A 24,142-nucleotide genomic window follows, 5' to 3' on the forward strand; every position below is an offset into this window, starting at 1 on the left:
GGCATTCGGCGCAGCGTGTGCACAGTTGGATCCCGATACCGCAACATGCGGCGCGCGCCTCCGGGACTGCCCTTTCCCCCGCCTACACTCGCCCGAATGCATCGACCGATCACTCGGGAAGCCTGAGCGCATGCGGGGTATCGATCTCGGTGGGATCGCGCGGCTCGCGGCAGGGGCGATGGCGGCGACCGTCCGTATCGGATCCGCTACCGCGCTGGTCGCGCCTGCGCTCGTGGGCCCGGCGGTCGGGCCGATTCGCGACTGGGCCCGCGTCGTACTCGGCGGTCCACCGCGCGGGGACACGGACGAGGCGGGTGTCCCGCCGGTGTGGGCGTCCGGACGCAGACTGCACATCGATCTGGACCGGGCCCTGCCGGGGACGGACGGCGTCGAGGGCGCCGCGGAGCTCGAACGGCTGGTCGGCGCCGGGGCCGGTGTTGTGTCCGCGCACGTCGAGAACATCCTCGGGCGATTGGTGATCGAGCTGGCGGAGGCCGCCGATCCGGACGAGATCCGCCGGATGATCCGCCCCGCGGCCGGCCCGCCGAGTGCCGGGCCGGAGCCGGGGACGCAATACCGCAGGCCGGCAACCGATCCCGGGGACCCCTTGGCGGTCGCCGTTCCGGTGGTGGCCGCGGTGGCCGATGTTCTCGCGGTCGGTACCTCGGTGATCGGATGGCTGGGACGGTTCCCCCGGGCACCGCGGGCCGCCCGGGCCGCCGCGGCGGTGATCAACCATCAGCCGCGGATCGTCGCCCTACTGGAGTCCAAGCTCGGACGGGCCGGCACCGATCTGCTGACGACCATGTTCTCCGCCACCGCGCACGGGCTCGGTCTGGCGCCCGCCGCGCCGCTGCTGGATCTCGTCGCGCGCACCGCCCAGATCTCCGAGGCATTGGCCCGCCGGCAGGCCTGGTGTGAACGCGAACCCGGGCTCGCGGCCGCCACCCGGCCGCGCGGCCCGGCTCCCGCGGCGATCTACGCGGCGGAGCAGGCCGGATCCGAACTCCGCCCGGCCGAGGATCCGGTCGCCACCGCGACAGCCGGTCCGGTCGAGGAGTACGCCGAACAAGCCGCCAACGGGTCGCTCGTGGCGGCCGCGGGCACCCTGCTCGGGGGCGGTACGGCCGACGATATCGCCGATACGCTGCTGGCCGGCATACCGAAGGCGGCGCAGATGGGCCGGGAGGCCTACGCACTCGTCCTCGGCCGGGGATTGGCCAAGGCGGGCTCACTGGTGCTGGACCCGGGGGTGTTGCGCCGGCTCGACCGGGTCCGGGTGGTCGTCATCGACGGCGCGGCACTGCGTGGCGAGACCCGGACGGTGCTCGACGTCGAGGTTTCGGCGCCGGGGTGGCGCCGGGGACGGATCTTCGAGATCGCCGATGCCCTGCTGCACGGTGAGCCGATCCCCGCGTCCGCCGACGAGACCGGTTTCGACAGCGCCACCTTGCGGTGGCACGAAACTCCGGATTCCACGGTGCCGGGGACCGACCGCGCCGACCTGCTCGCCGACGGCGCGGTGGTCGCCACCGTGACGATCGGGTGGGAGCTCGACCCCTGCGCTGTTCCGCTGATCGAGACCGCTCGGCGTACCGGTGCGCGGGTGGTGCTGCGCAATGTGGCCGGCACCGAGGAACTCGGCGCCTCCGTCACTGCCGCCTACCGCCCGGGTACCGGCCTGCTCGACGTCGTCCGGGAACTGCGCGCCGACCGTGGCCCGGTGCTGCTGATCTCGTCGTTGCATCCGGACGCCGACGCGGTGGATACCCTGGCCGCCCTGGCGCTTGCCGATATCGGGGTCGCCGTCGACGATCCCGCGGCAGCGGCACCGTGGACCGCCGACCTCGTCACCGGCGCCGACCTCGCCGACGCTGTCCGGGTGCTCGCGGCGGTCGTGGCCGCGCGTCCGGCGATCGACGCCGCGGTGCGCCTGGCCAAGGCGGGCAGCACCTTGGCGGGCCTGCTCGTGGTGACCGGGGAAACCGGCCGGCGGAGCCGGCTCGGGCTGGGGCGGTGGCTCGCTCCGGTCGACGCCGCGGGCGCCACCGCCTGGATCCTGTGCGGGCTGGCCGCGCAGCGGGTGGTGCGGTCACCGGACCCGCCGCCGCACCCGCTCACCGCCTGGCACGCCCTCGATCCCGCGATCGTGTACGCGCGTGTCCTCCGTGGCCGGCGGGCGCCGATTCCGAACCCCGCGCCGGGTTGGCGCCGGAGGGCCTCCGCCCTGTCGCACAGCGTGGTGGGCGAACGACTGCGCGTACCCACAGCGCTGCTGGGCCGGCTGGCCGGTGCGGCACGCCGGGAACTGAGCGATCCGCTCACCCCGGTTCTCGCCATCGGTGCCGCGGCCGCCGCGATCCTGGGCAGCAATGTCGACGCGCTGCTGGTCGCGGGCGTAATGAGCGTCAACGCGCTGGTCAGTGGTATCCAGCGGCTGCGCGCGGAGGATGCCGCGGCAGCCCTGTTCGCCGAACAGGAACAGGCTGTCCGCCGGGTCGTCGTTCCGAAGGCGGCCACGGCGAACCGGCTGGAAGCGGCGCGGACCTCGGACCGGTTCAGTGTCATCTCCGCGACCCGGCTGCGGCCCGGCGATGTCCTGGAGCTGCGGGCGCCGGAGGTGGTCCCGGCCGATGCCCGGCTGCTGGTCGCCGAGGATCTCGAGGTCGACGAGTCGTCGATGACCGGCGAGTCGGTGCCGGTGCTCAAACACGTCGAACCGGTGGCCGGCCACGCCGCGGAACGCGCCAGCATGCTGTTCCAGGGCAGCACGATAGTCGCCGGGCGGGCCCGCGCGATCGTCGTGGCCACCGGCCCCGCCACGGTCGCGAATCGCGCGATCTCGACGGTGTCCGGCGTGGCACCGGCCACCGGGGTCCAGGGCAGGCTGCGCGATCTCACCGGCCGGGTACTGCCGCTCACACTGGCCGGCGGCGCGGTGGTCACCGGTTTGTCGCTGGTGCGTCGTGGACCGCTGCGCCGGGCGGTGGCCGACGGGGTGGCCATTGCCGTGGCAGCCGTTCCGGAAGGGCTACCGCTGGTGGCGACCATGGCACAGCTCGCCGCCGCCCGCCGGCTGTCGAAACTGGGGGTACTGGTCCGGGCGCCCCGGGCGCTGGAGGCCATCGGCCGGGTCGACACCGTCTGCTTCGACAAGACGGGGACGTTGACACTGAACCGGCTCGCCGTCGTGACGGCGGTGCCCCCGGATTTCCCGCCGGGTGGCGGCTATCCGGAGATCACCGAACCGGCCGCGGCCGCGGTGGTGCGGGCCGCCGCATGGGCGTGTCCCCGTCCGCACACGGGTGAGGGTCATACACATGCCACGGACGAGGCCGTCCTCACCGCGGCCGCCCGCCTGCCGGAGGACGGTCCCGATCCGATCGTGATCGCGGAGCTGCCCTTCGAATCCTGCCGCGGTTACGCGGCGGCCGTCATCGTCGACGGCGACGGCGGACCGGGCGCCTCGGCACGGTTGGTGCTCAAGGGCGCCCCGGAGGTGATCGTGCCGCGCTGCCGGTTCGACAGCGGATCCTCGGGCCGGGACGCAGCGGATGATCTCGTCCACCACCTGGCGGATCAGGGCCTGCGGGTGCTCGCCGTCGCCCAATGCGAGCTCGACTCGCTGGGGGAGGGGACACGTTTCGATCAGGACCGGATCGAGGAACTGGCCGGCGAGCTGACCATCACGGGTTACGTCGGTCTCGCCGACACCGTCCGCGATTCGGCGCGCCCCCTCCTGCAGCAGTTGGCCACCGCCCACTGCGCCGTCGCGCTGATCACCGGGGATCACCCCGTCACCGCCCGTGCCATCGCGCGCCAGCTCGGTTTCCCGGCCGGCGCCCGGGTCGTCACCGGTGCCGAACTGGCCGCCGCGGACGAGAACGGCCGCGCCGAACTGGCGGCCTCGGCCCAGGTCTTCGCGCGGGTCGGCCCGGAGCAGAAGGTACAGGTGATCGCGGCCCTGCAGCAGTGCGGCCGGGTGGTCGCCATGGTCGGCGACGGCGCCAACGACGCCGCCGCGATCCGGATGGCCGATGCCGGTATCGGAGTGACCGGGCGCGGGTCCTCACCGGCCCGCGAAGCCGCCGATCTGGTCTTGACCGGCGAGAACCTCACCGCCCTGCTCGACGCTCTCGTCGAAGGCCGCAATATGTGGATCGGGGTCCGCGATGCCCTGACCCTGTTGCTCGGAGGCAATGCGGGCGAAGTGGTGTTCACCATCCTCGGCACCGCCCTCGGCCGCGGCGGCGCCCCGGTGAGTACCCGGCAACTCCTGCTGGTCAACCTGCTCACGGATATGTTCCCGGCGCTCGCCATCGCGGTGTCACCGCCGAGTCCCGCGGCCGCGGCGGGGCCGGCCGCGACCGGTGCGGGCTATGCGGATTCGGTCCTGTCCGCACCTGCTCCCTCGCTCGGCCGCCCATTGGTCGAGGCGATAGTCCGTCGTGGTGCGGCCACCGCCGCCGGGGCCACCGTCGCGTGGGCGATCGGCCGCTGGACGCCGGGTACCCGGCGGCGCTCCGCGACCATGGGGTTGACGGCACTGGTCGGCGCCCAACTTGCCCAGACGCTGCTACTGCGGCACGATGATCCGCTCGTGGTGGCCACGGCGGTCGGTAGCGCGGCGGTGCTCGTGGCCGTCGTCGAGATACCCGGCGTCAGCCAGTTCTTCGGGTGCACACCGCTGGGTCCGGTGGCCTGGGCCGGTGTGCTCACGGCGGTCACCGCCGCCACCGCGCTGGTCGTGCTCTCCCCGGCGTGGTTCGCCCGGCGCACCGAGGAGCTGATCGATCGTGTCGATCGGTTGCCTTCCACCCCCTCGGAGCGCGATCATCGATGACGTTCACGCTCGCTGTCACACCTCTCCGGCGCGCGCCGGAGAGGCCGGAACCGGTAGTTCTCGACGACGAGAGGATCGTGTCCCGTGCCTGCACAAGGTAAAACGAACAGTACCGCCGCGGCCGGCGGCGGCGGATCAGCCCGCGAGAAGACCTCCGGGTCCCCGGAGAAACCGGCCGGGCAGCCCACCACCGAGGCCGCGCCCGCGGCCACACTGGCCCTGCCTTTCTTCGACGCCAAGGTCGCGATTCCCGGCCAGGGCATCAAGATGAAGGCGGGGCCGGTCGAGCTGTGCCTGCCCACCCGCTATCTCTACTACGGCGGGCTCGGTGCGCTCACCGTCGCGGGAGCGGTCGAGTGGCCCATCGCCGGTGCGCTCGCGGCGACCGGACTGATCGTCGGCCGTTTGCGGAAACCGGCCGCGCGGCCCGAGACCGTGGGCGCCGACGCGGCCGCGACGTAGCGGCGACCCGGTGGAGCACCATATGGCCGGCCGATACCCCGGCCGGGGTCGAGCCGGTCGTGATCACCGAACGGCGGTGAGCCCACCGGCACGACATGGTCGCCGAGGACCTGGCGCGTCGCGCGTCACGCCTTGTCGAGGCGTGGAAAGAGCACCTCATGGGCGATCAGGTGCAGGGCGGCGGCGACAGGGATGGCGACCAATGCGCCGACCAGTCCGAGCAGTGCCCCGCCGACCAGGACCGCGATGAGAGTGCTCAGCGCGGGGACCTTCACCGACCTTCCGATGATCTTGGGGACGAGTAGATAATCCTCCGCGAGGCGGAAAGCGACGAAGAAGATGACAGTGGTGACGCAGACCGGAACCGATACCGTCAGCGCCACGGCCGCCACCGCGATCCCGGCGATCGTCGAACCGACCACCGGCACCAGATCGAGCACGGCGACGAACAGGGCCAGCAGCAGTGCGTACGGCACCGAGAACGCGACCAACCACAGAAAAGTCGCCGCTCCGGCGATCACCGAGATGAGAACGTTGCCGGCGACGTAGGCGCCGACCTTGGCGAAGATCTCGTCGCCCAGCAGGATCGCCCGCGGCCGGCGGGAATGGGGCACGAACCGGTACAGCGCGGCCCGTAGACGAGGCAGTCCGGCCAGGAAGTAGACGGTCAGGACCGTGACGATGACGGTGTCGGTCAAGGCGGTGAACACCGCCTCCCCCGCCGTGGCGATCTCGCCGACCACCGATGATCCGGCGCCGTTCCACGCCTGCGTCAACCGATTCTGCAGGTCGAACCGGTCGTTGAGCCGACCGGTCCACGACGCGGGATCGGTGAGCTGGTCGAGATACCGGGGGACCGCATCGATGAACTGCGAAGCCTGCTGGGTCAGCGGGGGGACCGCCGCCGCCACCAATCCGGCCACCGCCGCGCCCCCGAGGACGAACACTCCGGTGACCGCCGCCCAGCGCGGCAGATGGCGCGCGGTCGCCCACTGGACGAGAGGTTCGAGGCCCAGGGCGAGGAAGAACGCGACTCCGATCATCACCAGTACGGGTTCCACCGCCCGCAACGCCGCGACCGCGGTGATCGTGGTGAAGACCCCGGCGGCCGCCGTCATGCCGACAAAGAAAGGTGAGTTCCGGTCGAATCGAGGGCCGAGTCCGCCGCGCGGCTGCGAGCCGCTGCTCAGCGCTGCCGCAGTGCGTTCGGCCTCACCGATCGGATCGGCGCCGGGTGTGGACTCCGGTGGCCGGTCCGGGCCGGACTCGTCGTCGGAAGTGCTCATCACCGCACCTCATCTGTCGCTTGCCGGTGGATCGGTCGGCGTGCACTGTCGTGGCGGGAACGTCGCGGAGATGCCCGAAGGCCGGTGTGGCGGTGCACGACCACCGGGCGTCCTCCGGTCTCGATACATCGGTGGGGCGAACCCCGTGGGCAGTGCGGATCCCCGCTCGCGTCCGGTACACGACGCGGGCTGTCTCAGCAGTAGTTCGACACGGTCGACCCCGGCCACATGTGGAGCATAGAGCCGCACTACCTCGACGAACAGGGTCGGTCCCGCGACGACCTCCCGGCCGGGACGACTCGTCCGGCCGGTGACCCGGTCGGTGACCGTGCCGCGTTCCCGGACTTGATCTCGGCGTTCTCCGAGTTCGCCGCCGGTCGTGGTTGGCGGCTCGCGGTGCTGGGCGCGAGTCCCGGCCTGGCCGAGCTGTGGCAGGTCTGCGCCGGCCGGCACCGCGGACTGCACGCGGTGCCGATCGGCAACGACGTGGTCCTCGATGTCGACAGTTTCGATCTCGGCGGCCGCAAGTTCCGCAATCTGCGTCAGGCGGTGAACCGCACCGTGAACGCGGGTGTCGGCACCGAGGTGCGCTATCCCTGGCCTTCGCCCCTCATTCCATGCCCTGTCCGAGCGACGCTATGTCCTGATCCGCCGCGGGGACATTGCCGTGGCCGCCGCGGCGCTACTCACCCTGGAATTCATGCCGCACCGCCGAGAACACTGAGGCCGACCCGGCCGCGCTGGCGTCGGGCACCGTGGTCGCTCCCGGCGCTTCACGAAACACACGGACGTTCCGCGCCGCGACGAGCCGGAGTAATACCTGGTCGGACAGCACGACCTCCCCTTTCCGGAAGTAGAATCGTCGGTGGCCGGCCTCATCCGCTCACGGGTCTTCTCCGGGGCGCGGCAAAAATGATGTGCTTTTTCGCACGTGATCGTCTTGTCCGTATCCACCGTCGATCGGGAGGTTCCGTCGTGCGAACCGAAGGAGATGTCTGGGATATCGTCACCGGTGTCGGGCTCACCGCGTTGGGGGTGGCGACATTCCGAGCGCTGGAATCCGCGCTCCCGGAGCCGCTCATCCGCGACGAGTACGCGGAACTGTTCGTCCGCGCCGCCGGTGAGCCGCACTTTCTGGACATACTGGCGGATCCGCCGACCCTTGCCGGCGCTCCGCTCGTCCCCGGATTCATGGGGTTGCGGACCAAATTCTTCGACGATTTCTTCCTGTCGGCCGCCGGGGACGGAATCGCGCAGGTCGTGATACTCGCCGCCGGGTTGGACGCGCGCGCGTATCGGCTCGACTGGCCGCCGGGAACCGTTGTCTACGAGATCGATCAACCCGATGTGCTCGAGTTCAAGAACCGGGTACTGGCCGAACACGGGGCGACACCGCGCGCCGGACGCCGCACGGTGGCCGTGGATCTGCGTTCCGACTGGCCGGCCGCGCTGGCGGCCGCCGGAGCGGATCCGGCCGCGGCCACGGTGTGGTCGGCCGAGGGCCTGCTGCCGTACCTGCCCGGGGCGGCTCAGGACGCACTGTTCACGCATATCGGCGGATTGAGCCCGGCCGGCAGCCGGATCGCGGTGGAGAGCATCCCGGACGGGGCGGCGCGCAGCGGTTTCGCCAAGATCGAAACGAAGTACCTCGACAAGAATCCGTTCGGTGACATCGACCCGGCCGAACTGTTCTACACCGACGACAGAACGGATCCGGAACAGTGGCTGGCGGGGCACGGATGGTCGGTGCAGGCCGCCGCACCCGCCGATCTGGCCGCCACCTACGGGCTGGCTCTTCCGGATCTCCCCGAAGAACTCGAACAGCACTGGGAACGACCGCGGTACCTGTCCGCGGTGCGGAATCCGGGCCCCGCGGCATAGTGCGGGTGACCGGCCGCGGGCGCGCGGCGGTGATCACGGGGGCCGCGGTGCGCCGCCGCGCGCGCCCACCGGTTCGGGTGCGGCCGCATCGCTGTCCGGGACAGCGGGCTCGTGCACGAGCCGGTCGGCCATCGCCGAGGTGATGAATTCGGGAATGGACGGCGCGAAGATATGGAGGTAGATATCGATCCATTCCTGGCTGGTGTCGAGGAACAAGAAGTCGGTGGCCACCATATGCCGGACGGCGAGCAGGGGGAGCGGCGAATCGAGGGCCGGGAAGTGCGGATTGTGCAGCCCGGCGACAGTGCAGCCGGGGTAGAACTGCCCGAGCATCAGACCGTCGTGGACGAAACGGGTCTTCTGGTCGCGTTGGACGGCCTCGATACCGGTGTAATCGGTGAGATCGGGGAAGACCGCGAGGACAGCTTTGAAACGTGCGTCGGGCTCCTTGGTGGGCTGCAGGGCGGGGAACAGTTCGTAGAGGTCGTCGACGATCGCGGCGATGCGCTCGATATCGATCCGGGGACCGTCGAAGAACGCCGCCCACAGGAACCGGCGCTCGACGGCATGGCTCATATAGGGACAGACGGGACCGTGACGGCCGAGATCCGGATGAGGCCGGCACAGGTAGTCGACAGTCCACCGCCGGAGTTCGGAGGTGCGGGGGTGCTCGAGGGCGGCGCTCACCGGGTCGGGCGCGAACAGACTGGCAGGTTCGATTCCGGAGCGTCTACCTATGGCTCGGTCGGTGGTCATGATCGCTGTCCTAGCTGGAGTCGGGGCCGGGCGCCGGGGAAGTCCGGGCGGAGTGGAAGTGCTGGGTGAGGGCGAGTCCGATTGCGCGGAGTGCGTCGGGGGCGGTCATCTGTTCGTGCCGGATCGGGATACGGTGTTCGGTGATCCGGCCGGTGATGTGGTCGGCCCAGGCGAGAGCCGGCGCGGCGCCGTCGTTCGTCCTCTCCGGTGCGGCGCTGAAATAGATCAGGTCACCGTCGAAGAGCCCGGGCCGGTGGTGCCAGGTCAGGTCGACCAGCCGGCTGTAGTCGCGGTGCAGTCGCGTGAGGTGTTCCGCGGTCAGGAGGCTGCCGAAACCCCCCTGCCGGTGCAGCAGTTCGGCCGCGGCCGCCATAGTGAGTTCGGCGGAGTCCGGGTCGGCGGCGCCGGCCTCGGTCAGCATCTCTCCGATGGTGGGCGTGGGCGCGCGGACGCTGTCGGCGGTGACCACACGCGTGTCCATCATGGCCAGGGTCGCCACCGGCTCGCCGTCCCGGCGCAATCGGACGGCGATCGCGTGGGCGATGGTGCCGCCGAGCGAATAGCCGAGCAGGTGGTACGGGCCGTGTGGCTGGACGGCCCTGATCTCCTGGACATAGCGGTCCGCGAGCCGATCCAGGGTGGCGAATTGCGTGTCGGGTTCGGTGAGCGCCGGTGATTGCAGTCCGTGGACCGGGCGATCGGCATCGAGATAGCGCACCAGTCCGCTGAACCCCCAGGCCAGACCGATGGCGGGGTGGACACAGAACAGCGGAGGGCCGTGTCCGGTGCCGCGCAGCGGAAGCAGCACCGCGAACACGTCCTCGGGTGCCGGCTCGTCACCGAGGTGGCGGGACTCGATTCGGTGGGCCAGCGCCTGCGGCGTCGGATCGGTGAACACCCAGTGGAGCGGCATATCGGCACCGGTCGTTTCGCCGAGCCGCGCCGCCAACCGGGCCGCGTCCAGTGAGTTGCCGCCGAGGTCGAAGAAGTTGTCGTCGGCACCGACCCGTTCCAGCTCGAGGATGCCGGCGAAGGCGTCGCACACCGTGCTCTCGAGCGGCGTGGCCGGCGGCCGGTACACCGCGGACGGCCGGTCGGGGGCGGGCAGTGCCCGGTAGTCCAGCTTGCCGGTGGCGGTGAGCGGGAGCCGGTCGAGGGTGAGGACGGCCGCCGGGATCATCTGGGTGGGCAGCCGTGTCGCGAGGTGGGTGGTCAGGGCGGGGATATCGGGGGTGGTGCCGGGGGCGGGGACGACGTATCCGACGAGCCGGCCGGTGCCGTCATCCCGGTCGTGAACCGTGACGGCGGCCTGAGCGATATCCGGCCCGCTGCGCAGGGCGGCCTCGACCTCACCGGGTTCGACGCGATTACCCGCGATCTCGAGCTGCCGGTCGCCGCGGCCCGCGTACCGGAGTGACCCGCCGGCGTTCCAGGCGACCAGGTCGCCGGTCCGGTACATCCGCGTGCCGGGCGGTCCGTACGGATCCGGGACGAACCCGGCGGCAGTGGTGGCGGGGCGCCGGTGGTAACCCCGGGCGAGGCCCGGCCCGGCCAGGTACAGCTCGCCGACCGCTCCGGGCGGGACGGGACGCAGCCCGCGGTCGAGCACCACGGCGGTGAAGCCCCGGATCGGGCCGCCGATCGGGAGGGGACCCTCCGGCGCGGTGCGCAGGGGCGCGGCGGCACAGCTCATGATCGTGGTCTCGGTGGCTCCATAGGTATTGATCACCGTGTGGTCCGCCGTCCAGCGGGCCGCCAGCTCGGGTGGGCACGTCTCGCCGCCCAGAATCAGGGTCTCGAGGGTGCCGGCCGTGCCCGGGTCCAGTGAGGCGAGCACGGTCGGCGTGAGCGCCGCGTGGGTGATGTGCCCGGCGTCGATCGCCGCGGCCAGTTCGGCGCCCGCGACCACTCGGGCGGGAGCGAGGACCGCGGTGGCTCCGGCGGCCGCGGCGCCGAGCCATTCCAGAATCGAGACATCGAAGCTGGGGGAGGCGGCGGCCAGTACCCGGGAGGCGGAGGTGAGACCGAACCGCTCCCGTGCTTCGGCGGCCAGATTCGCGGTTCCGGCATGGGTGACCACTACGCCTTTCGGGGTACCGGTGGAGCCCGAGGTGTAGATCAGATACGCCGGGTGCTGCGGGCGGAGCCCGGTCGTGCGCGCGGAATCGGTGATCGCGGCGGGTGATGCCGCGGCCGTCGCCGTCGCGAAGGACGGACTGTCGAGGGTGAGCCATTCGACCGTGTCCGGCAGCCGGTGCCGGATGTCCGCCGAGGTGAGCCCGGTGGCGGCGCCGGAATCGGTGAGAATGCGGGCGATCCGGTCGTCCGGATCCGCCGGGTCGAGTTGTACGAACGCGCCGCCGGTTTTCGCGACCGCCCAGACGGCGACGACGGCGTCGACCGAACGCGGCAGCACCAGTGCCACGAACGACTCCGGCCCGACTCCGGTGTCCAGTAGGACCCGCGCCCATCGGTTCGAGCGCTCGTCGAGTTCACGGTAGGTCAGGCGCACGCCGTCGCCGGCCACTGCTTCGGTATCGGGTGCCATCGCCGATGTCAGCACCTGCGGTAGCACCGACGGCGCCGTACCGGGCCGGCCCCGGACGGGCACCAGGGCGGCCTGCTCGTCCGGTGACAGCAGCCGGAGCCGGGTGAGCGGAAGATCGACATGTTCGGCGACGGCGTCCAGTACCCGCAGTACCCGGTCGGCGAGTGCTTCGATGCGGTCCGCGGTGAAGAGTTCGGGCAGGTATTCGAAGCCCAGGCGCAACCGGGTGCCGTGCTCGACGATCAGGCCGAGTGGATAGTGCGCGGCGTCGCGGCCGTGGACACCCAGGACGCGGAGGCCGGCGAGATCGGCGGCCTCGGACAGCCCGGTCCGATCGATGGGGTAGGACTCGAAGACGGTCACGGTGTCGAAGATGGCGCCGGGACCTGCCACGTTCTGGATCCGGGCGAGCCCCAGATGCTGATGGTCCAGCAGTGCGGTCTGTTCGGCCCGGATCCGACGGAGCAGCCGGGCGAGGGTGTCGCCGGGGGCGAGCCGTACCCGGACCGGCACCGTGTCGACGAACAGCCCGACCATCGATTCGATGCCCTCGAGCTGCGGTGGGCGGCCGGACACGGTGGCGCCGAACACCACGTCCTCGCGGCCGGTCTCGGTCGCCAGCACTAGCGCCCAGGCGGCCTGGACGATGGTGTTGAGCGTGATCTCCTGTCGCTGGGCCACCGCGACCAATGCCGTGGTGCGGTCCTCGCTCAGCTGCCGGTGCACCTCGCGCCCGGCGGCGGTCTGCCGGCGTCCGCGGTCGGCGGGCGCCAGCAGGGTCGGCTCGACCGCGCCGGTGAAGGCCCGGGCCCACGCGTCATCCGCCGCGTCCCGGTCCTGGGCCCGCAACCAGGCCAGATAGTCGCGGTAGGGGCGTACCGGGGGCGGTAGCAGGGCGGGATCGCCGTCGCCGACGTAGAGCTGCAGCAGTTCCCGGATGAGCAGGGGCGTCGACCATCCGTCGATCAGGAGGTGATGCATGCTGACCAGCAGCCGGTACCGCTGCGGGGCCAGATCTATCAGTGTCAGCCGCAGCAGCGGTGGGACGGCCGGGTCGAAACCGGCGCGGCGGTCGGCCGCCATGATCCGCTCGAGTTCGAGCGCCGCCTCATCCCGCCCCGGCAGCCCGATCCGCCCGAACGGGACATCGACGTGCCGGCGCACCACCTGGACCGGTCTCCCGGCACTGTCGCGGTCGAAGGCGCTCCGCAGGTTCGGATGCCGTCCGAGGAGATCCCGCACAGCGCGCCGGAGACGGTCCGCGTCGATGGTCCCGCCGAGCTCCAGGCAGAGCTGCACCACGTAGGCGTCGAGATCGCCGGCCGCCAGCTGGGCATGGAACAGCAACCCGGCCTGCAGCGGGGTGACCGGCCAGATGTCGTCCAGTCCCGGCTGCCGAGCCGCGAGCCGGTCGATCGTGGACTGGTCCAGGTCGAGGAGATCTATATCCGAAGGGGTCGGGCCACCGCTGCCGGGGCGGGCCGCGTGGGTGGCCAGCGCGGTCATCGCGTCGCGCCACAATCCCATCAACTCGGTGACCTCGACCGGGCCGAGAACGCCGGCGGGGTATTCCCAGGCGGCGGTGAGCGCCGGCCCGCCGGGCGTGTCGGTAGTGGCCGCGTTGATGCCCAGCAGGGCGGCTGCGGGTGCCTCCGGATTCTGTGCGCCGCCGGCGGCTCGCGGGCCGGCCGGCATCCACTCGGCCGACGCGGCCGCGGGCAGTGTGTCGAACCGGCCGAGGTAGTTGAAACTCACCTGCGGGGTGGGCAGTGCGCGCAGCTCGCGAGCGGTCTCGCTGTCGAGATAGCGCAGCAATCCGAAGCCGGTTCCATGGCGGGGTACCTGCCGGAGCTGTTCCTTGACCGATTTGACCGCCGCTCCGGCGGCGGCTCCGGCGGCGAACGCGTCGCCGATATCGATGCCGGACAGGTCGAGTCGCACGGGATAGGTGGTGGTGAACCATCCGACAGTGCGGGTGAGGTCGGCCCCGGGGAGCACGGTGTCGTGGCGGCCGTGACTCTCCAGGGTGAGCAGCGTTTCCGCGCTGGTGACACCGCGACGGTGCCGCCACCGGGCCAGTGCCAGCGCGAGCCCGGTCAGGAGCGCGTCGTCCACATTGCCACGGAAGGCCCGGGGGAGTGTGGTGAGCACATCGTGGGTGAGCGCGGGAGACAGCGTGATCTGCGCGGTGGCGACGGTGGCCTGCGTATCCACGGCCGGATCGATCGGCCGGGAGCCGAGCGGCGGATCACCGGTGCCCAGAGCCGCCCGCCACCGGTCGAGTTCGCCGCGGTCACCGGCGGCGGTGTGCAGGGCGTCCGCCCAGCGGCGCATCGAGGTACCGACGGGCGCGAGGCGCGGTCGTTGCCCGGCCCGCACCTGGGCCCACGCGGCGGCGAGGTCGGGGACGAGGATCTGCCACGACACACCATCGACCACGAGGTGGTGTGCGACGACGAGCAACCGGCCCGGCTCACCGGCCGGATCCAGCCAGACCAGTTGCAGCACCACGCCCGCCGCGGGGTCGAGGCGTCCGGCCGCCGCGTCCGCCTCGGCCGCGGTGAGCGCGGCGAACGCGCTGCTGCCGGGGGCCGAGTCCGCCGGCACGTGCCGGATGAGCGCGGCGGCCGATACCGCGGCCGGTTCCACGCGCAGCGCCCACCCCGACGGATGTGCCGGATCGGGGTACAGCCGGGCCCGCAGCATGTCGTGGTGATCGAGTACCGCCTGGACGGTGGCGCCGATACCGGCGGCGTCGATACCGGCCGGCAGGGTCAGCTCGACCCATTGGCAGAAGCGGTCGAAGCCGCCCCGTTCGAACATCCAGCACATGATCGGGGTGAGTGGCACCGGACCCACGCCTCCGCCCGGCAGCTCCGCCGGACGGGAAGGTGCCGCGGAGCCGCTGCCGGGCACCGCGATCCGGGCCAGCCCGGCGACCGTGCGCTGGTCGAACACCGCACCCGCCGAGAACACCAGTCCCGCCGCCCGGGCCCGGGTCACCAGCTGGATGGCCATGATGCTGTCGCCGCCGAGCGCGAAGAACGAATCGTCCGCACCGACCTCGTCGAGTCCGAGTACCTCCCCGAACAGTCGCGCCAGCGTCTTCTCCGACCCGGTGACCGGGGCCCGGGATACGGTCCGGGTCGCGGTGAGATCCGGCGCGGGGAGCGCGGCGCGATCGAGCTTGCCGGTCGCGGTCAGCGGTAGTGCGTCGAGCACCATCGCATGCGCGGGGACCATATGCGCGGCCAACCGCTCGCCGGCGTCGGCGAGAACTGTGGCGGGATCGATCTCGGCGCCGGGTTCGGGCACCAGATATCCGATCAACCGGTCTCCGGTGGCGGGGTCGCGGCGTACGGCCGCCGCGGCCTGGGCCACACCCGGACAGGCCAGCAGCACCGCTTCGACCTCGCCGAGTTCGATGCGGAAACCACGGATCTTCACCTGCGCATCGGCCCGGCCCACATACTCGAGTGCCAGGCTCCCGTCCGGTTGCCGCGACCAGCGCACCAGGTCGCCGGTCCGATACATCCGCCGTCCCGGCCCCGCGAACGGATCCGCGACGAACCGCGCCGCGGTCGTACCCGTCCGGTGGCGATAGCCGCGGGCCAGGCCCGGACCGGCCAGGTACAACTCGCCCACGACCCCGGCCGGCACCGGGCGCAACCAGGTGTCGAGGACGACTTGCCCGACCCCGCGGTGCGGTCGGCCGATCGTCACCGGCTCGTTCGCCACCAGTGGTGCGGAGGCATGGGTTTCGACCGTGGCCTCCGCGGGACCGTAGCTGTTGAGCAGAGTCCGGCCCGGTGCCCACCGCGACACCAGTTCTGGTGGAGGTACCTCGCCGCCCAGCGCGACCGTTTCGAGGCACGCCAGCCCGGCCGGGTCGATCGTTCCCAGCACCGTGGGGGTGAGCGCGGCATGGGACACGTTCTCCCGGCGCAGAATCCGGGCCAGCTCGTCACCGCCGTATGCGGCCGGGGGTGCTATCACGAGCCGTCCGCCCGACCCGAACGCGCACAGCTGTTCCATGACTGCCACGTCGAAACTCGGCGAGGCGGCATGCAGGACCCGGGTGGCCGGCCCGATACCGAAACGCGACTGTTGTTCGGCGACCAGATTCGCCAACCCGCGATGCGAGACGACCACACCTTTCGGCACCCCGGTGGAACCGGACGTGTAGATCACATACGCCACCTGATCGGCCCGCACCGGCAGTGTGCGCTCCGCATCGGTGACCGGCGCCGCCGCCGTCGCCGCGACCTCCGCGGCCGTCGCCGGTTCGTCGAGGACCAGCCAGCGCAGCTGTCCGGGCAGCCGATCCCGCCACTGTGCCGAGGTGATCCCCATCGTCACACCGGAATCGGCGAGCATGTGCTCGAGTCGGCCTGCGGGGTAGGCGGGGTCGACCGGAACGAACGCCGCCCCCGATTTGGCCACCGCCCAGAGCGCCAGCACCGACTCGATCGACCGCGGCAACCCCACCGCGACACCGGTCTCCGGTCCGGCGCCCCGGGCGATCAGGTACCGCGCCAGCCGATTCGATTGCGCGTCGAGTTCGCGGTAGGTCCACCGGCGGTCCCCGCACACCACCGCCACCGCCTCCGGGTCTCGGCCGGCGGCCAGCAGTTCCGGGAGGACCCGCTCGGTCACCGCCGGATCGCCCGCTACCGAGAGCAGCTCGCGGGACTCCGCCGGGAAGAGCAGATCCAGCCGGCCCAGCGGCCGATCCGGGTCTGTGACGAAGAGGTCCAGTACGTGCAGGATCCGGCGCAAAATCGCGGCCGCCGCGTCCTGGTCGAAGAGTTCCGGCAGGTACGTGACGCGGAGATGGAGCCGGGTGTCGGTGTGCGCGACCACGCCCACCGGGTAGTGGGCGGCGTCGGTACCGGTCACGTCGGCAACCCGCAGGCCGGCGATATCGGTCTCCGCGGTCAGCCCGCCGCGGTCGACCGGATAGGACTCGAACACCGTCATCGTGTCGAACACCGCCCCCGGCCCGGCGGCATGTTCGATATCGGCCAGGCCCACATGGTGGTGATCGAGCAGGGCGGCCTGCTCCGCCTGGATCCGCTCCAGCAGGTCTCCCACGCTCTCGGCGGGATCGAGACGGACCCGCACCGGCAGGGTGTTGACGAACAACCCGATCATCGATTCGATATCCCGGATCTGCGGGGGCCGCCCGGAGACCGTCGACCCGAAGGTCACATCGTCGCGGGAAGTCGACAGGCCCAGCACGATCGCCCACACCCCCTGGACCACCGTATTGAGAGTCACTCCCCGGGCCTGTGCGAGGCCGGTCAGCCGCGTGGTCTGTGCCTCGGTCAGTGCGCCGGTCACCTCACGGGATCCGGTGTAGCCGCGCCCGGGGTTCGCCGGAGCCACCAGAGTCGGCTCATCGGTACCGTCGAATGCGCGGGCCCAGGCCTCGAGCGCCGCGGTCCGGTCCTGCCCGCCGAGCCACGCCAGGAAGTCCCGGTAGGGCCGGGCCGGGGGCAGCACCGCGACATCACCGTCGGTGGCGTAGAGCACCAGCAACTCGCGCAGGAACAGCGGGGTGGACCAGCCGTCGAGCAAGAGGTGATGCTGGGTCAGCACCAGCCGGTAGCTGTCCGGCCCCGTGGTGACCAGCATCCAGCGCAACAGCGGTGGGCGCGCCGGGTCGAACCGGGTCGCCCGATCCGCGGCCGTCAGCAACTCCCACTCCCGGGCTCGCGCGTCGTTGTCCAGACCGGACAGGTCGACCTCCGACCAGGGCGCCGCCACACCGCTGTCGACCACCTGGACCGGTCCGATATCGGTGACGAATGCGGTACGCAGATTCGCATGCCGGTCGAGCAGCAGCTGTCCGGCCCGCCGCAGCCGCTCCGGATCGACCCGGCCCCGGAGTTCCACGACCAGCTGCACCACATACGCGTCCGTCGATTCCTCTGCGGCCAGTGCGTGGAACAGCAGACCCTGTTGCAGCGGCGTCAACGGCCAGATGTCCTGTGCTGCGGGATATCTCTGCTCGAGCCGCTCGATCTCGGACTGCCCCAGCGAGATCAGATCCAGATCCGACGGTGTCCATCCGCCGGCCCCGGGACCCCGCGCGTATGCTGCCAGTCCGGTCAGCATGTCCGACCACGACTGCGCGACCCGGCGGACCTCCGCGGCGTCCAGCACTCCGGCGGGATACGACCAGATCGCCCGCAGGTGCTGCCGGACCCCGTCGTCGACGATCCGGGCGGTGATATCGAGCGCCGCTGTGACCGGCATATCCGGATTCAGCCCACGGGCGAGTGCCGCGCCGGAGAAGTCGCCGCCGTCGTCCACCGGCTGCCATGGCTGCGCCTGCCCGCGGGGTCCGGCGACGATGCGGCCGAGATAGTTGAACCCGATCTGCGGCGTGGGCAGCGCGCGGAGCGCCGGTGCGGTGTCCTCGTTCAGATAGCGCAGCAGGCCGTAGCCGATGCCGTGGTCCGGGAAGGCGCGTAACTGTTCCTTGACGGCTTTGACCGCTGCGCCGATCGCCGGCCCACCGGCGTACGCGTCGTCGAGGTCGATATCGGAAAGATCCAGTCGCACGGGGAAACTCGTGGTGAACCAGCCGACCGTCCGTGTCAGATCCGCGCCCGGGACGACCTCTTCCTCGCGACCGTGGCCCTCGAGACCGATCACCGTCGCCGCGGGCCGGTTGCCGGCGGCCGCGGGTTCGCGCTCGCGGCGCCACTTCGTCGTCGCCAGCGCCAGCGCGGCCAGCAGGCCGTCGGCCACGGTGCCGTGGAATGCGGCGGGCAAATCGGTCGACAGCGCCGCGGTGACCTCGGCCGAGAGCTCGACCTCTACCGTGCGCACCGTCTCGGCCACGTCGACCGCGGGGTCGAGGGGGCGGGCCCCGATCACCGGATCGGGTTCCGCGGACACGGCCTGCCACCGGCCGAGTTCCGCGGTGCGCTCCGGACGGTGGGCTGCCTCGAGAAGCCCGTGCGCCCAGCCGCGCATCGATGTCCCCGCCGGGGCGAGATCGGGCGGTTCGCCGGATTCCGTCCGCGCCCACGCGATCGCGAGGTCCGGCACCAGCACCCGCCAGGAGACGCCGTCGATCGCCGAATGATGCACCAGTATCAGCATCCGGTCCGGCACCGCGGGGTCCACCGGATCGAACCAGACCACCTGCGCCACGATGCCCGCACCCGGGTCGAGCCGGTTCGCCGCGGCCGCCGATTCCGCGGCGGTCACAGTGCGGAACCCGGGGCTACCCGGCGCCGCCTCGGTGGCCACCCGATGGATGATGTCGTCGGATCGGATCGCGCCGACCGGTAACGTCTCCCACGTCCAGCTTCCGTCATCGGCCCGGCGTAGCCGGGAGCGCAGCATATCGTGCCGATCGAGGACCGCCTGCACGGTTTCGGCCAGCCGCCGCCGCTCTGTTCCGGTGGGCAGAGCCAGCAGCACGGCCTGGGTGATGCGGCCTGTTCCGGATCGCGTGTGCTCGGTGAACCAGTGCATGACCGGCGTCAGCGGGATCGGTCCCACACCCCCGCCGGGTGGTTCCACCGAAGCGGAAGCCCGCGCGGCCTCGTCGTCCCGGACAGCGACCCGGGCCAGCCCGGCGACCGTCCGGTGGTCGAACACCTCGCGCGCGGAGAACAGTACGCCCGCCGTCCTGGCCCGGTTCACCAGCAGGATCGACATGATGCTGTCGCCGCCGAGCGCGAAGAACGAATCGTCGAGTCCGACGGTGTCGATACCCAGTACATCGGCGAATGCCCCGGCAATGGTGCGTTCGAGCGCTGTCTGTGGCGCCCGGAATGGTGTGCTGTCCGTGCGGACCGGATCCGGTAGCGCCTTACGGTCCAATTTGCCCGCCGGTGTGAGCGGGACGTGTTCGAGCACGGTGATCGACGGCGGGACCATATAGGCCGGCAAGCGGTTGCCGAGGAATTCGGTCAGCTGAGCTGTATCGATCGAACGACCCGGTGCGGGAACGACATAGGAGGCCAGCGCCACGGCGCCGGAGGGGTTGTGGTGGCCGACGGTGGTGGCGAATCCGACGGACTCGTGGGCGCCCAGTACCGCGTCGATCTCCCCGAGTTCGATACGCAGGCCGCGGATCTTGACCTGGAGATCCGACCGGCCCAGATACTGGATGGTTCCCTTCGCGGTCCACCGGGCCATATCTCCGGTGCGGTACATCCGCCGACCGGCTTGCCAGGGGCAGGCGATGAAGCGTTCGGCGGTTGTGCCCGGCCGGTGATGGTAGCCGCGGGCGAGCAGCGGGCCCGCGATATACAGCTCACCCCGGACACCGGACGGGACAGGTTGCAGCCGCTGGTCCAGAATCCACATCGTGGCACCGCGGATCGGGCCACCGATCGTCACCGGTTCGCCCGGCACCATCCGGTTCGGGCGGGTCGCGGCGACCGTGAGCTCGGTGGGCCCGTAGGTGTTGAGCACCTCGTGGCCGTGGCTCCAGCGCTGCACCAATTCGGTCCCGTAGCTCTCGCCACCGACCATCAGTGTGCGCAGGTGCGGTAGCGGCCATCGGGTGGCGTCGACGGTGGACAGCGCGGAGGGGGTGATGAGTATGTGACCGACCTGCTCGCGGTCGAGCAGTTCGCCGAGCGCGTCGCCGCCGTTGACCGCACCGGGCGCGATGACCATTGTCGCGCCGGCGGCCAATGCCGAGAGCAGTTCCAGTATCGAGACGTCGAAGCTCGGCGAGGACAGGCACAGGACGCGCGAACCGGGTCCGATGTGCAGGCCGTCGTGGTGCTCGCTCGCGACGCCGGCCAGCCCGCGGTGCCCGACCGCGACGGCTTTGGGCAGCCCGGTCGACCCGGAGGTGTAGATGACGTAGGCGAGATCGTCGAGGTGCAGCGGGCGCACCCGGTCGGCGTCGGAGATCGGTCCGGTGCCGCCGTCCCGCTCCGGGATGTCGTCCGGGGTCAACCAGTCGATGGTGCCGGGCAGCCGGTCGCGTACCGAGTCGATCGTCAGACCGAGTACGGCGCCGGAGTCGGTGATCATATGGGTGATCCGGGCAGCCGGATACGCCGGGTCGATCGGCAGGAACGCGGCACCGGCCGCGGCCACCGCGCAGACCGCGAGCACGAAATCCGCGGACCGCGGCATCGCCACCGCGACGATGTCACCGGGACCGGCGCCCCGCCGGATGAGCATCCGGGCCCATCGGCCGGCGCGTTCGCCCAGTTCCCGGTAATCGATCCGGGCACCGTCGAAGACGAGCGCTGTGGCCGCGGGATCCCGGGCGGCGCCGCCGGCCAGCAATTCGGCCAGGGTGCGGGGCGCGACACCGGGCGGGCCGGAACGCGTCAGCAGATCGGCATGTTCGGCGGGTTCGAGCACCTCGATCGATCCCACGGGGACGGCCGGATCGACCGCCACCGCGTCCAGTGTCCGAACCCAGCGGCGCACCAGGGATTCGACCGTGCTCGCGTCGAACAGCTCCGTCGAGTAGGTGACCGTCACCGCCAGTCCGCCGCTCTCGTCGTCGGCCAGCACCAGTTGCAGATCGAACCGGGAGACGTCCTCGGGTAGGTCGAGCACCGATACGTCCAGGCCGGGCAGCTCCAGATCGGCGCGGGCCAGATTCTGGAAGGCCAGCAGCACCTGGAACAGTGGATGCCGCGACTGGGACCGCTCCGGAGCGAGTTCGTCCACCAACTGCTCGAAGGGAACGTCGGCATTCCCGAACGCGGCCAGATCGGTCCGCTCGACCCGGTCGAGGAAGGCGGTGAACGACTCGCCGAGGTCGACCTCCGTCCGCAGGACCACCGTATTGACGAACATTCCGATCACGTCGTCGAGGACGGCGGCGCCCCGCCCGGCCACCGGCGTACCGATCGCGATATCACCGGAACCGCTCGACCGCGCGAGAGTGGCCGCGAGCGCGCCGTGGATCACCATGAACAACGACGAGCTGCGGTTGCGGGCGAACGTGCGCAGCTTTCCCACCAGGTCCGCGCTCAGCCCGAATCGGTAGCTCGCCCCCCGGTGGGACCGGGCCGCCGGCCGCGGCCGATCGAAGGGCAGGCGCAGCTCCTCCGGTAGATCGGCGAGCGTTTCCGTCCAGTAGCGGATCTGCCGGGCGCTGAGTGATCCGGGGTCGGCGGGGTCGCCCAGGACAGCGCGCTGCCACAGGGCGTAGTCGGCGTACTGGACGGGCAGCGGCGGCCACGACGGCGCCTCGCCACGCACACGGGCGGCATACGCGGTCGCCACATCGCGGGCCAGCGGCGCCATGGAGAAGCCGTCCGCGGCGATATGGTGCACCACCACGGCCAGCACGTATTCGGTCTCCGTACCGCCGGTCACGCGGAACAACCGGGTACGCACCGGTACCCGGGCGCTCACGTCGAATCCTTCGTGTACGAGGTTGGTGATCGCGGCGATCAACCGGTCCGGCCCGACCGGCGCCGGGCTCAACTCACGATCGACGGCGTCGACCGATTCGACCACTTGGGTCAGCGTTCCCTTCCGTTCCGGATAACGCGTCCGCAGCGATTCGTGCCTGCCCACGACATCGGTCATCGCCGCACGGAGGGCGCCGAGGTCGAGTTCGCCGCGCAGCCGGACCGCGATCGGCATGTTGTAGGCACCGGAGCGGGTGTCGTACTGGTTGAAGAACCACATCCGCTGCTGGGCGGGCGCCAGGGGTACGAGGTCGGGGCGGGGTCCGGCGAGCAACGGCGGGCGTTGGCGCCCCGTGCGCATCTGACCCTCCACCTGGGTGGCCAGCGCCGACACCCGTGGCGCCTCGAACAACAACCGCACCGGAATCTCGGCACCCAGTGCCGTTCCGAGCCGGGCGGCGACCCGGGTGGCCGTCAGGCTGTCGCCACCGAGCGCGAAGAAGGAGTCGTCGAGACCGACGGGGCCGAGACCGAGCACCTCGGCGAAAACTCGTGCGACGATCCGTTCGACCGGTGTCCCGGGCGGCCGGAACGGCACGGTGCCGGTGACGACGGGGTTCGGTAGCGCCTTGCGGTCCAATTTGCCCGCCGGTGTGAGCGGAATATGCTCGAGCACCGTGATCGAGGGCGGGACCATATAGGACGGCAGCAGGCCGCGCAGGTGTTCGGTGAGGAACGCGATATCGATCGAATGACCCGGTGCGGGGACGACATAGGAGGCCAGCGCGGCGGTACCGGAGCCGGTACGGTGGCCGACAGTGACGGCGAATGCCACGGACTCACAGGCCGCCAGGGCGGTATCGATCTCGCCGAGTTCGATTCGCACACCCCGGATCTCGACCTGGAAATCCGACCGGCCCAGATACTGCAGGGTTTCCGCGGCGGTCCAGCGGACCATGTCCCCGGTGCGGTACATCCGCTGACCGGGATTCCAGGGGCAGGCGACGAAGCGCGCGGCGGTCGCTCCCGGCCGGTGATGGTAGCCGCGGGCGAGTAGCGCGCCCGCGATGTACAACTCACCGGCCACGCCCGCCGGGACGGGCTCCAGTCGCCGGTCCAGTACCCACTCCGTGGCACCACGAATCGGGCCGCCGATGGTGACCGGGTCTCCCGGCGCCAACGAGGCGCTGTGGTTCGCCATGATCGTGACCTCGGTCGGTCCGTAGGCATCGAAGAACTCGCGGCTCCCGACGGCCCAGCGCCGTACCAGCTCCGGCGGGCAGGCGTCACCGGCGGCGACGACGACACGCAGGCTGTCCAGGCCGGCCGGATCCACCGAGGCCAATGCGGCCGGGGTCGCCACCGCGTGCGTCACCCGATGGCGGCGTACCAGATCGGCCAGCTCCTCGCCGCCGTAGGTGCCGGGCTCGGCGATGACCATCGTGGCGCCGGAGCCCACCGCGAGAAGTAATTCCCAGACCGAGGCGTCGAAGCTCGGTGAGGCGAGGTGCAGGGTGCGTGATTCGCCGGTGACCGTATAGCGTTCGCGCTGTTCGGCGGCGAGGGCGGCCAGCCCGGCATGTGTCACGGTCACGCCTTTCGGCGTGCCGGTGGAACCGGAGGTGTAGATCAGGTAGGCCGGATGCCCGGGCCGCAGCACGGTGGTCCGGTCGCGGTCGGTGAGCGGCCGGGTGTCGCCGGGCGGGTCGTGGGCGCCGGGCAGCAGCCAGTCGACGGTGCCGGGGAGTTTCTCGCGCACCGCATCGACCGTGAGACCGAGTGTGGCCCCGGAGTCGGTGATCATATGGGTGATCCGGGCAGCCGGATACGACGGGTCGATCGGCAGGAACGCGGCACCGGACTTCGCCACCGCCCAGAGCGCGAGAACGGAATCGGCGCAGCGCGGCATCGCTACGGCGACCACGCTTTCCGGCCCCGCGCCCCGCGCGATGAGCGTCCTGGCCGATTGGTTGGAGCGCTCGTCCAGCTCCCGGTAATCGATCCG

6 protein-coding genes and 1 pseudogene are annotated in these 24,142 nt (G+C 71.2%); 4 read left to right on the forward strand and 3 right to left on the reverse strand.

Annotated features, from left to right (window positions below; genetic code table 11):
• The first annotated feature begins 130 nt into the window (after nucleotides 1-130).
• Both ACLML9_RS02290 and ACLML9_RS02295 read left to right on the forward strand, forming a co-directional pair.
• On the forward strand, nucleotides 131-4,843 hold the full coding sequence (locus ACLML9_RS02290) for an HAD-IC family P-type ATPase (RefSeq protein WP_411943880.1): 4,713 nt from the start codon (nucleotides 131-133) through the stop codon (nucleotides 4,841-4,843).
• 84 nt (nucleotides 4,844-4,927) lie between these two features.
• Entirely contained in the window at nucleotides 4,928-5,305 is a 378-nt protein-coding gene (locus ACLML9_RS02295) for a hypothetical protein (RefSeq protein WP_411943881.1), read from the forward strand.
• Nucleotides 5,306-5,430: 125 nt separating this feature from the next.
• Here ACLML9_RS02295 and ACLML9_RS02300 read toward each other — a convergent pair whose 3' ends face one another.
• A complete protein-coding gene (locus ACLML9_RS02300) occupies nucleotides 5,431-6,591 on the reverse strand; it encodes an AI-2E family transporter (RefSeq protein ID WP_411943882.1) in 1,161 nt (386 codons plus the stop codon).
• Between the two features lie 228 nt (nucleotides 6,592-6,819).
• Between ACLML9_RS02300 and ACLML9_RS02305 the strand changes: the two are divergent.
• Together ACLML9_RS02305 and ACLML9_RS02310 are read left to right on the forward strand one after the other, a co-directional pair.
• Nucleotides 6,820-7,173: pseudogene (locus ACLML9_RS02305) on the forward strand (phosphatidylglycerol lysyltransferase domain-containing protein); the annotation flags it as partial.
• Nucleotides 7,174-7,506: 333 nt separating this feature from the next.
• On the forward strand, nucleotides 7,507-8,472 hold the full coding sequence (locus ACLML9_RS02310; protein WP_411943887.1) for an SAM-dependent methyltransferase: 966 nt from the start codon (nucleotides 7,507-7,509) through the stop codon (nucleotides 8,470-8,472).
• 33 nt (nucleotides 8,473-8,505) lie between these two features.
• On the opposite strand, the gene ACLML9_RS02315 is transcribed toward ACLML9_RS02310, so the two are convergent.
• Together ACLML9_RS02315 and ACLML9_RS02320 are read right to left on the reverse strand one after the other, a co-directional pair.
• Nucleotides 8,506-9,228 (reverse strand): DUF6875 domain-containing protein, encoded by a 723-nt coding sequence (locus tag ACLML9_RS02315; protein WP_411943883.1) that lies wholly within the window; start codon nucleotides 9,226-9,228, stop codon nucleotides 8,506-8,508.
• 10 nt (nucleotides 9,229-9,238) lie between these two features.
• Nucleotides 9,239-24,142 (reverse strand): amino acid adenylation domain-containing protein (locus tag ACLML9_RS02320; protein WP_411943884.1); only part of this gene is annotated, 14,904 nt, incomplete at its 5' end.

Origin of the sequence: Nocardia sp. NPDC002869, from assembly GCF_046764065.1 — a bacterium.
Taxonomy (GTDB): Bacteria; Actinomycetota; Actinomycetes; order Mycobacteriales; family Mycobacteriaceae; genus Nocardia; species Nocardia rhamnosiphila.

Bases quoted from the DNA above. Each gene is read 5' to 3' on its own strand.
- ACLML9_RS02315 (WP_411943883.1), bottom strand. From the start codon at position 9,228: ATGACCACCGACCGAGCCATAGGTAGACGCTCCGGAATCGAACCTGCC.
- ACLML9_RS02310 (WP_411943887.1), top strand. From the start codon at position 7,507: ATGTGCTTTTTCGCACGTGATCGTCTTGTCCGTATCCACCGTCGATCG.
- ACLML9_RS02300 (WP_411943882.1), bottom strand. From the start codon at position 6,591: ATGAGCACTTCCGACGACGAGTCCGGCCCGGACCGGCCACCGGAGTCC.
- ACLML9_RS02290 (WP_411943880.1), top strand. From the start codon at position 131: ATGCGGGGTATCGATCTCGGTGGGATCGCGCGGCTCGCGGCAGGGGCG.